Consider the following 13471-nt stretch of genomic DNA (forward strand, 5'->3'; position numbering starts at 1 on the left):
ATAAGATGAAATTGATAATAACTACATTAATAGCTATTGCTTTAAATCAGTTGCAGACTTCTGATGCTAATCAATCAGAAGCAGATCAAACTATTTTACTAGCAGATAGCCTTCTTAAGAAGAAAGAAAATCTTAGAGTTTTTGTTAAAATATCTAATAAAGAACCTTTGGAGGAAGTTCTTGATTTTAATGAATGGCCATCTAACATAGAAATAGTATACAATCTTATCACTAATAAAGATTGTCCTATTTTATTCGTTGAAACACCGATTAGTGAATCGGGAGACTCCAGAATAGAAAATAGATATTATTTTGATCAAGAAGGGGTTACGATTGCCACTAAAACAAGAAGGTCATTCTTCAATAGTGTGTGTGTAGATGGAGTTCTTAGAGAAACAGTAACAACGTATTTTGATAACTCATTTAACGAGATTAAGTCAAATCGTTTTTTGAGAGATAAATCAGGCAATACTATAAATACATCAGATTGTGTGATGAATTACACTGATTATTTTAATAGATATAGGAAGTTCAATGATACGCCTCTGGCTACTCGTATTGATTAATACAGATTAATGAATAGAAACTAAACATGAGCCCTCCCAGAGATGTGAGGGCTTTTTAGTTCTTAGGCTTTGGTGGTCTAATTGGCACTTCAGCAGGGCTGCCACCTGGTTTAGGTTTAGGGCGATCAACCATTGCCTTTATCACCATCTTTTGTTTTAGGAGGTTTAGTGGGTCGGTACTGCACCTCAGCAGCCTTAATGTTATTTTTTATTTTGTCGGCAGAGTCACCAATCCTGGTAGGTATACCCTTCGGTTTTTGAGGTTGTTGTTTTTTGTCGTCACTCATAGCTTCAGATTTTGGTGGATGAAATTGATTAAAGCTAACGCACCTATAAAGTTCGCAATAATCATTGAGATATTTAAGCCTCGAATCCAGAGGTTCCATCGAAAAGCAATTTTGTTATATGTGTCATCATCAAGGTATTCACTGCGAGATGCCCATGAATTAGCTAGCATGGAAATGAAATGGCCTACTAGAATGAAATGGCCTACTAGACTAAGGAAGATTATTCAGCTAGCTAGCGCGCGTTTGTAACGCGTGCAAACTCTAACTAAGTAACATATATCTTTAGGTCATGTCAGAAAAATATAAGTTTAATAACCCAGAAGGCCTATATTTTGTAACTAGTACTATTGTGCATTGGATTGATCTATTTACCAGAAAAGAGCTTAAGCATATAGTTATTGATTCAATGAAGTTCTGCCAGAATGAAAAAGGATTGATAGTGCATGCATGGTGTTTGATGCCTAGCCATTTACATATGATTGTTAGTGCCAATGATCAAAAGTTATCAGACATATTCAGAGATTTTAAGAAGTTCACTAGTAAAGCAATCATTGCTGAACTTGAACAAATAAATGAAAGTAGGAAAGAATGGTTATTAAACGCTTTTAGGAAATCCGGCGAACAATTAAAGAGAGTCAAAAACCATAAAGTATGGCAGGACGGCAATCAACCAAAAGAGATTGAAACAAGCGAATTTCTGGATCAAAAACTAGCATACGTACATAACAATCCAGTAGAAGCACAAATAGTAGATGAGGCAGAGCACTATTTATTTAGTTCTGCTAGAGACTATTCCGGATACAAAGGTTTATTAGATGTTGTTCTACTTGAATAGTACAGCACGCGTTACAAACGCGCGCTAGCTAGGTTTTCTGGGCTGTGAATTTCATGAATCGAAGCTGCAGGTTATCTTTCATTGGTTCCATACAACATGAATGTGATTGGGCATTATAACGAAAGCCATAACCTTTATTGATTGATCCTCAACTAAAAATTTAAGAGAATCTAGCAGGATCTTCTTTGGTATATCATCCGCCAATTCATGCTTCCAATTCAGTATGGATGTAGTGAAAAAATATATCTGATCGACCTTCATCTAGTCTAAAGATATGTTAGCTAATCCTAACCTCATCAATGTCAAGCAGATCAGAGCTTCTGTAATTACCAAGTGGCTAAGAATATATAACCTCAGGAAAATTCAATATTCAGCAGGCTACCGCTACATCATCGGTACTGAAAGCTATTTAGAAACGAAACCGAAGGTTTGTCAAATGAAGTCCAACAATACCATCCTTTAGGATAACCCGAGGTTCACGAACACTTTAATAATCAAAAAAATAAATGAGTAAATGGAAGGGTTGATAGAAGAAGTTCAGCAGTTTCATCCGTTGGGGTAAAACATTTAATCAGTGAAATCGTATATTTGTACCATAGTGGTACACGTAATTTCAAAACTATGTTAGTGATAAGCAGTAGAGAATTTAGGCAGAATCAAAAAATGTATTTCGAAAGAGCTGATAAGGGAGAACAAATTATTGTTCAAAGAGGAAAGGATAAAGCATATGCTTTAACTCCAGTAGAAGAAGAAGATATGTACTTTAATTCCGAAATGGTTGAGCGAATAAAAGAAAGCCTAAAACAGGTTGAATCAGGAAAGACCAAGAAGATATCTACCTCAAAAGAGATCAATGACTTACTTGGTCTATGAACTACATTTTAGAATTCTCAGATCAAGCATTAGAGGATATAGAAAAACACAAAAAGACAGGAGATCAATCTGTTTTAAAGAAGATACAGAGATTACTTAACGAATTAATGGAGCATCCCAAGACAGGAACGGGACAACCTGAAATGTTAAAACACGAATTGGCAGGGTTGTACTCAAGAAGGATTAACAGAAAACATAGGTTGGTCTACTCTATCGAAGAAGAAATAGTAACAGTATACGTTTTGAATGCATATTCTCATTACGGAGATAAATAACTTGGCTCCTCATAGTCGCCAAGTTGAAATTATCTGATAGCAAAGAGCAGACCAATCTCAACAAGCGAAGCGTCCGTTTTGTACCTTAATCAATGAGTCCCACTCCCTTTCATACCTTTCTCGACGAATCCCTCGCCAGCAGCTGAGTTGGCAACTTCATAGATTCAAAAGCGACATCCTCTTCTCCCCCATCTATTTGTTTAATCAGAAGTTCCGCAGCATGTTGTCCCATCTCAAAGCCTGGTTGTTCAATCGTGGTTATCGAAGGATTAGTCAGTGCTGTGAATTGCCAGTTGCTGAAGCCAACGACTCCAAAATCTTGTGGTACATTCTTACCATGCTTCTGTGCCGCTTTTATCGCGCCCATGGCAGCCAAATCATTCGAAGCAAATAACGCATCAGGTTTTCCAGACTCTAACAACTTATGAGTAGCTGCATAAGCATCACTCTCATTAGATGCTTGATCATAGATAATTAAGCTTTCATCTACCTCAAAACCAGCTTCTGCATGTGCTTTTTGAAAGCCTTTTAGTCGTTCACTGGTAATATCCAGGTTTTTAGGACCTGCCAAGTGGGCAATCTTTCGATACCCCTGCTTAAGCAAGTGTTCAGTCGCTTGAAAACCTCCCAGAAAATCATCCACGGTGACCTTGCTTGTTTCAAGGGTATCTGGCACACGATCAAAAAAGACAATCGGCAATCCTTTTTGAGTCATTGCTTCAAAGTGCGAATAATCAAAGGACTCTTTGGATAAAGAAACTACAACACCATCTACCCTATTGTTAAACAGTGTCTGAATATTCATCATTTCGCGCTCCACCGATTCGTTGGATTGCGTGATGATCACATTGTATCCTTTACTCTGTGCAATATCCTCTATCCCACTGATAACGGTGGAGAAGAAAAAGTGAACAATCTCGGGAACGATGATACCTATCGTATTTGACTTACTGTACCTCAAACTGAGCGCCAGTGAGTTGGGTTGATAGTTCAATTCTTTAGCAACACGCTTAACGGCTTTCTTGGTCTCCTCACTGATCTCAAAATGATCCTTCAAAGCTCGCGATACCGTTGAGGGGGATATACCTAATTCACGAGCGATATCTTTGATGGTTATAGTCTGCCTTTTCATACACGAAATATAGGTAATTGGATCAATTCGGTAAGGCAAGCTTTATAAAAGTCTGAAACGCAAACGTTTGCAGAAAAAAATAAGTGCAAAAAGTCATCAAAAGTGTTGCATGGAATTTCTTTATTCATAAAATTCGGTAAGTGGGTGTTAAGAAATTGACGCTTTTTCAACTCAAAAACTCAAGAAAATTAACTTAAAATTTAACAACAAATTAATATGAGAAATGCACTAAAATCCCTGAGCTTTTTGTTCATGCTTGGGACCCTAATTTTCATCTCGTCATGCGGTGACGATGATGGTGGAGGAATTATTATAGATGATGGCGATGATGGATCATTCGTAGTGGCAGATGGTATGTACATTGCTGGACTTTCAGGAACTGATACCGTAATTGTAAATGCTGCAAAACTATCTGCTGCTGTCGTAGAGGATGAAAGTTTTGGAACTCAAGATAGAGACGGATTTACAAGAGCTTGGGTGTACCTATCTGCTGGTAATTATGTATTTGCTGAAATTGCTGACCAAGAGGCAGTTGCTGTTTATGGAGGGACATTAACTACTGAGACAGTAGATCCATCAAATCCAGATTTGGGACCAGACTCATATGGGGTTGTTGCTTTGGAAGAAAATGGAGCAACATTCTCAATAGCCAATTCAGGAGTACACTATATCTCTTTCGATAACCTAACAGACGAGGCTTTAGTAGTAGAAATAGGTAATTGGGGAATACTAGGTGGTTCTGTATACGAATCAGCCTGCACTGGAATCGGTTTTAGTGATGATATCACTTTAACTAAAGGAACTTCTTCTGCAGACGGCACAACATGGTCTGCAAGTAGCATCATTCTTAGAGATGGAGAAGTGAAATTTAGAACAGATGATGTATGGAAAATTGACCGCCGTGAAATAAAAGATGATTTCTTACCTGCCAGCGGATATGTAGCTTTTTTGAATGTGGGAGGAGAGACACTTGATGTTTTGACTGATGGAGGAGCTAATACACCTTTCACTGATAGCAACGGAGGAGGAGTGTACGATATATCACTCGATCTGTCAAGTAATGGCGAATTTGCAGCAACACTATCAAGGACTGGAGATGCTGAAGAATGTTCTTTCGATCCTGCGAACTTCACATGGGGAATTGTAGGAGCTGCTGTGTGGCCACATCCTGCTGAATTTGCTGAAGAAGATCATGAAGAAGTCAAATTTCAGTATAGTGGCCAAGATGGCGACAAATATATTTGGAGAGGTGTTTTTCCATTAGATGAAGGGGGCAAATGGTTTAAGTTTAGAACTGATAATACCTGGGCTAATAAAATCACATCAACTGCTCAGGGAGTAACTAAAGGAGATGTTACCGATAATACAGAGGATGGCTCCATTTCAATGGATGATAACTCGGATGGATCTAGCCCAGATGGAAATTGGTATGTTGATGCCAATCCCGGATTCTACTATTTTGAAATTAGCACTTCTGACTTAGGTGCTACATGGGATATTTCATTAGATGAGGCATCTTTTGGGGTTGTAGGCAATGGCTCACCTGCAGGTGCTTGGCCAGATGACATGAATCCTACGCCTGATGTTGCGATGACTTACGGTGATGATCTTGAGTCTTTGTCAATCACGGGAGATTTTACTGATGAGACATGGAAAATAAGAGTTAATCAAAGCTGGGATTTGAATATTGGAGGAGTATTTGATGGATCAGCTCTAAGCTTCAATGGGTTGGGAGATGATTTTTCCCTTTCTAGTGCTGGTAACTACACTGTTGAAATTAAAACTGAAGATGGTGGAGCAACATTTACCGGAACAGCAACTTCTAATGCTGCAAGACAATAAATTCTCGTAATCATACTTTAAAAAGCTGCTCATAACGAGCAGCTTTTTTTTCCTTTAAACTTTCTAGCTATGAAAAGCATACTCACCCTATTTTTCATTACACTGATTTCAATCTCAGCTATTGGTCAGACCAATATCACACCCACCATAGAACCAGCATTTTTTGCTGCAGATGAAGAAATAATCATCACATTTGAAGCAACGGGTACTCCACTTCAAAGTCTAAATGAAGCCTGGATGTGGATGTGGGTGCCTGGAAAAGGAATAGATGCACCAACGAATATCAACCCAGCAAATTCAAACACATCCGTAACGGATGCAGCGAAGTTCACGCGCACAACTGGCGCTTCAGGAGAAGTCTTTTTCTCTATCACTCTTACCCCCACTGATTTTTTGAATACTTCAAAAGAAAGTATAGAAAGCATTGGAATGATCTTAAAAGGAAATGATTGGGCAAATGGCCAAACATCTGATTATATCACAGATATAAACGAAGGGTTTACCCTCATCATGGATGCTCCTTCTGGTAATTATGGATTTTACGAAACTGCTCAACCCATTGATATTTCTGTGAGAAGCTCAGAAGTTTCAACCATAGAAATTTTTGTAGATGATGTATCTATCTCAAGCGATACAGATGTAAACGGGCTAAACACAACACATACCATCATTGATGATGGAAATGTGCACATCATCAAAGCTGAAGCAACGAACGATTCTGAAACTGTCAGTACATTCTATTCTTATACACTTACTCCTACCCCTACCAATATCCCCCTTCCGGATGGAATGATGGATGGAATCAACTATGATACGGACCACACCACAGCTACACTGGTCTTACGAGCACCGGAAAAAGAGCACGTTTTTGTCATTGGTGATTTTAATGATTGGTCACTCAGCAGTGATTATTTAATGAATAAAGACGGTGAAGTTTGGTGGCTCACACTAGAAGGATTGACCCCAGGTCAGGAATACATCTATCAATATTTAGTTGATGGAGATACGAAAATAGCAGATCCGTATGCAGAGAAAATATCTTCTCCATTTGATGATCCTGAAATCATTTCAGATGATCGATATACTAGCCTCATGAGTTATCCTGCTGATCAAACAACAGAAGCAGCTTCCTATCTTCAAACAAATCAATCTGATTTTGATTGGGTTGCATTTGACCGGCCTGCAAACGAAGATTTAGTTATTTACGAACTTCTTATCAGAGACTTTACTGAGGAAAGAACTTACGATGCAGTAACTGAAAGACTTGATTATCTCGCTGATCTAGGAATAAATGCATTGGAACTCATGCCCGTGCAAGAGTTTGAAGGAAATTTAAGTTGGGGCTACAACCCAGCATTCATGTTTGCCATTGATAAGTACTACGGTACAGAATTAGACTTGAAAACGCTCATCAATGAAGCTCACAAAAGAGGCATTGCTGTTATTCTCGATATTGTCCTCAATCATCACTTCGGAAGAAACTCATTGGTCAGACTCTACAATGAAGGTCTTTATGGAGCGCCTACTTCGTCCAACCCGTGGTTCAATGTCAGTGCAAAGCATGATTTCAATGTCGGCTATGACATGAACCATGAAAGTGATTACACAAAAGATTACTCAGATCGTGTGATATCTTATTGGTTAGAAGAATACAATGTTGACGGTTACAGATTTGACCTTTCCAAAGGATTCACACAGAAGAATTCGCTCGGAAATATTGGACTTTGGGGAAGTTATGATGCATCCAGGGTTGCCATATGGAAGCGAATTGCAGATATAATCTGGGATCAAGATCCTTCCGCTTACGTAATCTTGGAACATTTCGCAGACAATACAGAAGAAAAAGAGCTTGCTGAATACGGAATGATGCTCTGGGGAAATATGAACGGAACATACATCAATGCCGGGCGAGGTAGCTCCACATCTCTAAGTCAAGTCTATCACGAAAACAGAGGTTGGTCCAAACCACATTTGGTCAGCTACATGGAAAGCCATGACGAAGAACGCTTGATGTGGGAGTTGCAAAAAAGCAAAGACAGTAACGAATCCATCGAACGAGCAAAACTTGCGACTGCTTTCTTTTTAACCGTACCAGGACCCAAAATGATTTGGCAGTTTGGTGAATTTGGGTACGATGAAGAACTTAACAATGATCGATTGGGTATCAAACCTACTCGATGGGAATACTTGGAAGAAACAAACCGCAAAAAGCTTTTCGATCTTTACAAGTCACTCATCCACTTACGAACAGAAACGGATTACATTTCCGAGGAATACTTCGATTGGAGTGCCTCTGGATTTGTAAAAACCATCAACGTTCAACATCCAGATGTTGACATTTATGTGTTTGGAAACTTTGATAGGGATGCCCAGGATTTCACTCACAAATTTTCGAAAACCGGAACGTGGTATGACTATTTCACAGGTGAGTCTTTTGAGGTCACGAACGCCAATGAAGAAGTTACCTTAGGCGGTGGTGAGTGGCATATATTTACTTCAGAACTTATCGATAACTATATCGAAGATGGTCAGATTACCTTAGGCTTCAATAGTGAAAATGATTTCTTTGTTTATCCGAATCCAGCATCTCGCTTCATCCAGGTAAATCTCCCATTCAATGATGTTGAATTCAGCATCTCAGACTTATCAGGAAAAGTAATTCAGACAGGTAGAATTGAAGGTCATTCCAAAGTCAATATCGAATCAATAAGAGCTGGCATCTACCATATTACACTCTCCAATTCTCAGTTTAATCTTACAAAGAAGGTCATCATTAAGTAATTAAAAACAAAAGAGGACTCAATTGATTTCAATACATACCATGAACGCTTAAAATGTTCATAATTCGCAAACGTTTGCGTAGAAAAATCAACTAAAAAGCCCTGATTATCATGGAATTACGTTGCGAAATCGGTAAAATTGAAGTGGTAAATCAACTTAATTCTAGACTGAACTTTTCGTAAGTTCATCTACTCAATTCTCATTAAAAGATCTATGATTAATAGAAGAAGCACTCAAAAGATTACGACAGTAAGGACGCTACTACTTCTTTGCTTATTCCTCTGTTCTTCTACCTGGCTAAAAGCACAGCAGGGAACAGTATCCGGTACGGTGATTGATGCGATAGACGGCACTACTCTACCCGGTGTGACGGTACAAATAAAAGGAACACAAAATGGAGTATCAACTGACTTAGAGGGTCGGTTTTCATTATCCGTTTCATCCGAGGATGTATTGGTTTTCACATACATTGGATACAAGCCAGTACAACAATCTGTGGGTCAGCGTACCACCATTGACATAAGGATGGAAACAGATATCCAGGAACTATCCGAGATTGTGGTTGTAGGCTATGGTCAAGTAGAAAAAGGAGATGTCACGGGGGTGGTAAATAAGATCAGTGAAAAAGAATTTAATAATGGTGTGCTCACTTCACCTTCCAGTTTGATAGCTGGTAAAGTTGCTGGAGTACAAGTGATCTCCAATGATGGAGCACCAGGTTCAGGAATATCTATTCGAATAAGAGGCGGTACTTCTCTTACGGCTGGAAACGAACCTCTTTACGTTGTAGATGGCGTACCATTAGAAAATGATGGTGTGGCTGGCGTAAGGAATCCCCTAAACTTTATTAACCCAGCAGATATCGCAGATATCACTGTTTTAAAAGATGCCTCATCTGCTGCCATTTACGGTTCACGTGGTGCCAATGGTGTCGTTATCATCACGACGAAAACGGGAAAACCAGGAAAAATTCAAATTTCTTACGATGGTTCCTACAACATAGGTTTCAATGGGGAAAATGTGAATATGTTGAATACGGCTGAATTTGCCTTTACGGTCGAAAGGAAAGGACCAAGAAATCTGGAGGACTTAGGCACCGCAAATACGGATTGGTTTGATGAAGTAACACAAACCGCTAAGGGAATGAATCACAACCTAGGCGTTTCATTTGGCGGCAAGACAAACAATGGTCGAGTGTCTTTAAACTATCAAGACATTGATGGATTGCTCAAAACAGATAACATAGAGCGAATATCAGGCGCTGTTAACTTCAATCAAAACCTATTGAATGATGATCTGAAAATTGGAATCAATACCAAGCATAGTATTATCACGAATCGTTTTGCACCGAATGTAATTGGATCCGCTTTAGCGTTTGACCCAACACAAGCCGTTTTTGCCAATGACTCTACCACCGGTGGTTACTTTGAGTGGCCTAGTTCCCTGGCTCCAAGAAACCCAGTAGCGCAAATCGCCCAAACCTTCAACATCGGTCAAACAAAAAGAAATCTCATAGGAGCCAACCTAAATTACAGCCTACCATTTATGGATGGTCTGTCTGTAAAACTGAATTATGCTTATGATAACTCACAAGGAAAAAGTCAGCAAACAAATCTGATTAACTCCAAAGCAGGCGTTCAAAATGGTTCGTTTAGCACTTTTGAAGACTCAAGAACTAGCAATTTATTTGAAGCTTATTTGAACTACAACACTGACCTTTCTTTTGGAAAGCTGGATTTAATAGCTGGATATTCTTATCAGGATTTTTCCAGAAGTGTTGATAGATCGTTATTCAAACGCGACACTGTTTTGCTTTCAGATTTAGCAATCTCTGATCCTAGCGAGTTCATCAGCGGCAGTAAGTTGAATGAAATAAGGCCATTCTTAGATGAGCCATTAATCTTTGAATTAGAAAATAGGCTTATCTCATTTTGGGGACGAGCAAACCTTTCCATCCAAGACAAATACCTTGTAACAGCAACAGTCAGAAGAGATGGGAGTACACGATTTGGGGAAAGAAACAGATGGGGACTCTTTCCGTCATTGGCAGTAGGCTGGAGGTTGATTGATGAACCATTTGCAGAGGGTCTACAAAATGTAATGTCTAACCTGAAGCTTAGAGCAAGCTTTGGCATTACAGGAAATGAAGAAATAGGTGATTACTTGTATGTCAATCTTTACCAACCAGGCGATGATCGTGCAACTTACATCCTTGGACAGGATACGATAAATACATTCAGACCTAATGCTGTAGATCCCGACATTAAATGGGAGGAAACCCAATCCCTTAACTTCGGAATAGATTATGGATTTCTCAACGGTAGATTGTATGGATCAATTGACTTATACAGAAAGTTGACGACTGATCTTCTATTCAATATCGCATTTCCAATTGGAACATTGACAGGAGACCGAGCGGTAACGAATATTGGGGAAATGGAAAATAAGGGAATTGAATTTATGATTAATGCGACGGTGATTGATAAACCTGATTTGAAATTTGATTTAGGCTTCAACGCAGCATATAATAAAAACGAGATATTAAAACTTGACAACTCAAACCTCCCCGATTTTCAAGGTTATACAACTGGTGGTATTTCAGGAGATGTAGGACAATCTATTCAGATATTGAAAGTAGGGTTTCCGGCAAACTCTTTCTTCGTGTATGAACATAAGAAAGACGCAAACGGAAATCCAATTCCCGATGGTGAAGATGTAAATGGTGATGGGTTGCGAAACGATCTGGATATGTACGTTGATCAAAATGAGGATGATCGAATCAATGAGGATGACCTAAGGCCATTTAAAGATCCTGCCCCGGATTTGATCTTAGGGATGACCGGGAACGTAAGCTATAAAAAATTCGATCTGGCATTTACTTTTAGAGGACAGATTGGCGGGTATGTCTACAACAATGTGCAGTCTCAATATGGCGCTTTTGAAGGGGTAGATAATTCGTTTGCCCCTAACAACATTCATATCTCCGCTTATGAAAATGATTTCACGGAAAGACAGCTGCTGTCGGATATTTATGTTGAAAATGCCTCATTCCTAAAACTTGACAATGTAACTGTTGGTTACACCATCAATCAAATTAAAAATGTAAATGCTCGTGCATATGTCACAGCATCTAACTTGTTGACTATTACTGGATATTCAGGCGTTGACCCTGAAGCTGGTATCGGTGGAATAGATAATAATCTTTACCCTCGATCTCAGACAATCTTAGTTGGCGTAAATCTTACTTTCTAATTATTGACCCATGAAAAAGATACTTTCAATTTCAATTTTACTAGTCTTCATAGGTTGTACCGATCTTGACCTGGAACCAAAAAATGGATCCGTAGAGTCTGTTGCATTTGCTAATTTTGAAGGCTACCAGTCCTACATCGCTAAGGTGTATGCATCACTTTCTATCACAGGGCAACAAGGCGCAGCAGGTCAACCTGATCTTTCTATCATCAATGATGAAGGATTTTCAAGCTATTTAAGAGTTTGGTGGAAAGCGCAGGAGCTAACTACAGATGAGGCAATCATTGCGTGGACGGATTCGGGCATTAGAGATCTCCACAATCACAGTTGGGGTGCCGACAATCAATTTGTTAGAGTTCTTTATTACAGATTATTTTTCACCATCTCTCTAGCTAATGACTTCATTAGAGTTGCAAGCGAATTACCAGATGGTTTATCTTCAGATGAGATAGCTACAATAGATCAGTTTGTTGCTGAGGCGAGATTTATTAGAGCATTTTCCTATTGGCACGCGCTTGATCATTTTAGAAATATAACGCTCATTACTTCAATTACTTCTGATCTACCTCTACAGGTAGAACCTGAAGTCGTATTTGATTTTATTGAAACAGAACTAAATGAAATTGAAGATTCACTGCTTCCAGCAGGTCAGGCAAATCACGACTATGGCAGAGTTGATCAAGCTGCAGCCTGGATGTTAAAGGCAAAGCTTTACCTAAATGCTCAGGTGTATATTGGAGAAGATCGATTTGCCGATTGCATTACAGAAGCAAACAAAGTAATTGATGCCAATGTCTACAGCCTGGCTCCTAATTATCAGGAATTGTTCATGGCGGACAATCATGTAAGAACAGATGAAGTTATTTGGCCAATTGTCCATGATGGGTTAGTCTCCCAAACATGGGGTGGTACAACAACCATAATAAGAGCCAGTATAGGTGGTGCCATGCAAGACGACATGAAAAATGGAGTTCCATCATCAGATGAAGCCGAAAGTGATTACGGTGTGCCAGATGGATGGGAAGGATATCGTACGACTAGTGCCTTCGTTAGTCTTTTTCCAGGCGCGGCTACCAATAATGGAAATAGTGCAGATGGCAGAGCTATATTTTTCACAGAAGAGCAATCGCTTGAGATTTCTGATATAGGAGAATTTACGGATGGTTGGGCTGTCCCAAAATTTACGAACATAGAAGCTTCAACTGGCCGAAGAGCTCCAGGAGTGGATCAGGTAAGTACTGACTATCCTGTATTTAGACTTGCAGAAGCCTATTTAATGCTTGCAGAAGCTCAGGTCAGCTCAGCGGCTGGATCAATTGACGGTACAACTCTCGGGTACCTTAATGCACTTCGAGCAAGAGCTTATGGCGATAATAGTGGAGATGTCACGATCGCAGATGTAGATCTTGACTGGATCTTAGATGAAAGAGGCAGAGAATTATACTTGGAGGCAACCAGGCGAACAGACCTGATCCGTCACAAAAAATTTACAGGTGGTGATTACATCTGGCCATGGAAAGGTGGCGTGGAAGAAGGCACTTCAACACTAAGCCATTTGGATATTTTTCCAATTCCTTCTTCGGATTTAATTGCCAATCCTAAACTTGACCAAAACGACGATTATTAAT

The 13471-nt window shown here is 39.3% G+C and carries 10 protein-coding genes; 8 read left to right on the top strand and 2 right to left on the bottom strand.

The window, feature by feature from the left end:
- The first annotated feature begins 5 nt into the window (after positions 1 to 5).
- A complete protein-coding gene (locus ABJQ32_03895; protein MEP5288764.1) occupies positions 6 to 566 on the top strand; it encodes a hypothetical protein in 561 nt (186 codons plus the stop codon).
- A gap of 125 nt (positions 567 to 691) precedes the next feature.
- Here the strand turns inward: ABJQ32_03895 and ABJQ32_03900 are convergent, their stop codons facing one another.
- A complete protein-coding gene (locus ABJQ32_03900; GenBank protein MEP5288765.1) occupies positions 692 to 853 on the bottom strand; it encodes a hypothetical protein in 162 nt (53 codons plus the stop codon).
- A gap of 289 nt (positions 854 to 1142) precedes the next feature.
- On the opposite strand from ABJQ32_03900, the gene ABJQ32_03905 reads away from it, so the two are divergent.
- The 3 genes from ABJQ32_03905 to ABJQ32_03915 all read left to right on the top strand — a co-directional run bounded on the left by ABJQ32_03905 (position 1143) and on the right by ABJQ32_03915 (position 2836).
- Positions 1143 to 1688 (top strand): transposase, encoded by a 546-nt coding sequence (locus ABJQ32_03905; GenBank protein ID MEP5288766.1) that lies wholly within the window; start codon positions 1143 to 1145, stop codon positions 1686 to 1688.
- 663 nt (positions 1689 to 2351) lie between these two features.
- Positions 2352 to 2561 carry a hypothetical protein gene (locus ABJQ32_03910; GenBank protein MEP5288767.1) on the top strand — a complete coding sequence of 70 codons (210 nt, stop codon included), beginning with the start codon at positions 2352 to 2354 and terminating at the stop codon, positions 2559 to 2561.
- Positions 2558 to 2836 carry a Txe/YoeB family addiction module toxin gene (locus ABJQ32_03915; protein MEP5288768.1) on the top strand — a complete coding sequence of 93 codons (279 nt, stop codon included), beginning with the start codon at positions 2558 to 2560 and terminating at the stop codon, positions 2834 to 2836. The genes ABJQ32_03910 and ABJQ32_03915 overlap by 4 nt, the downstream gene beginning before the upstream one ends.
- A gap of 109 nt (positions 2837 to 2945) precedes the next feature.
- On the opposite strand, the gene ABJQ32_03920 is transcribed toward ABJQ32_03915, so the two are convergent.
- Complete coding sequence (locus ABJQ32_03920; protein MEP5288769.1) at positions 2946 to 3968, bottom strand: LacI family DNA-binding transcriptional regulator; 1023 nt, start codon at positions 3966 to 3968, stop codon at positions 2946 to 2948.
- Positions 3969 to 4184: 216 nt separating this feature from the next.
- On the opposite strand from ABJQ32_03920, the gene ABJQ32_03925 reads away from it, so the two are divergent.
- The 4 genes from ABJQ32_03925 (at position 4185) to ABJQ32_03940 (ending at position 13470) form a co-directional block, all read left to right on the top strand.
- Positions 4185 to 5810, top strand: a complete 1626-nt coding sequence (locus tag ABJQ32_03925) for a hypothetical protein (protein MEP5288770.1) — start codon at positions 4185 to 4187, stop codon at positions 5808 to 5810.
- 69 nt (positions 5811 to 5879) lie between these two features.
- Positions 5880 to 8591, top strand: coding sequence for an alpha-amylase family glycosyl hydrolase (locus tag ABJQ32_03930; protein MEP5288771.1), 2712 nt, complete (start codon positions 5880 to 5882; stop codon positions 8589 to 8591).
- A gap of 213 nt (positions 8592 to 8804) precedes the next feature.
- Entirely contained in the window at positions 8805 to 11843 is a 3039-nt protein-coding gene (locus tag ABJQ32_03935) for a TonB-dependent receptor (GenBank protein MEP5288772.1), read from the top strand.
- Positions 11844 to 11853: 10 nt separating this feature from the next.
- The gene (locus ABJQ32_03940) at positions 11854 to 13470 is read left to right on the top strand and encodes a RagB/SusD family nutrient uptake outer membrane protein (protein MEP5288773.1); all 1617 of its coding nucleotides are present in this window, start codon (positions 11854 to 11856) and stop codon (positions 13468 to 13470) included.
- Position 13471 lies beyond the last annotated feature (1 nt).

It is taken from the genome of Marinobacter alexandrii, assembly GCA_039984955.1.
Taxonomy (GTDB): Bacteria; Bacteroidota; Bacteroidia; order Cytophagales; family Cyclobacteriaceae; genus Ekhidna.

Excerpts from the sequence above, each read along its gene's own strand:
- ABJQ32_03895 (MEP5288764.1), top strand. The coding sequence starts at position 6 with ATGAAATTGATAATAACTACATTAATAGCTATTGCTTTAAATCAGTTG.
- ABJQ32_03900 (MEP5288765.1), bottom strand. The coding sequence starts at position 853 with ATGAGTGACGACAAAAAACAACAACCTCAAAAACCGAAGGGTATACCT.
- ABJQ32_03905 (MEP5288766.1), top strand. The coding sequence starts at position 1,143 with ATGTCAGAAAAATATAAGTTTAATAACCCAGAAGGCCTATATTTTGTA.
- ABJQ32_03910 (MEP5288767.1), top strand. The coding sequence starts at position 2,352 with ATGTATTTCGAAAGAGCTGATAAGGGAGAACAAATTATTGTTCAAAGA.
- ABJQ32_03915 (MEP5288768.1), top strand. The coding sequence starts at position 2,558 with ATGAACTACATTTTAGAATTCTCAGATCAAGCATTAGAGGATATAGAA.
- ABJQ32_03920 (MEP5288769.1), bottom strand. The coding sequence starts at position 3,968 with ATGAAAAGGCAGACTATAACCATCAAAGATATCGCTCGTGAATTAGGT.
- ABJQ32_03925 (MEP5288770.1), top strand. The coding sequence starts at position 4,185 with ATGAGAAATGCACTAAAATCCCTGAGCTTTTTGTTCATGCTTGGGACC.
- ABJQ32_03930 (MEP5288771.1), top strand. The coding sequence starts at position 5,880 with ATGAAAAGCATACTCACCCTATTTTTCATTACACTGATTTCAATCTCA.
- ABJQ32_03935 (MEP5288772.1), top strand. The coding sequence starts at position 8,805 with ATGATTAATAGAAGAAGCACTCAAAAGATTACGACAGTAAGGACGCTA.
- ABJQ32_03940 (MEP5288773.1), top strand. The coding sequence starts at position 11,854 with ATGAAAAAGATACTTTCAATTTCAATTTTACTAGTCTTCATAGGTTGT.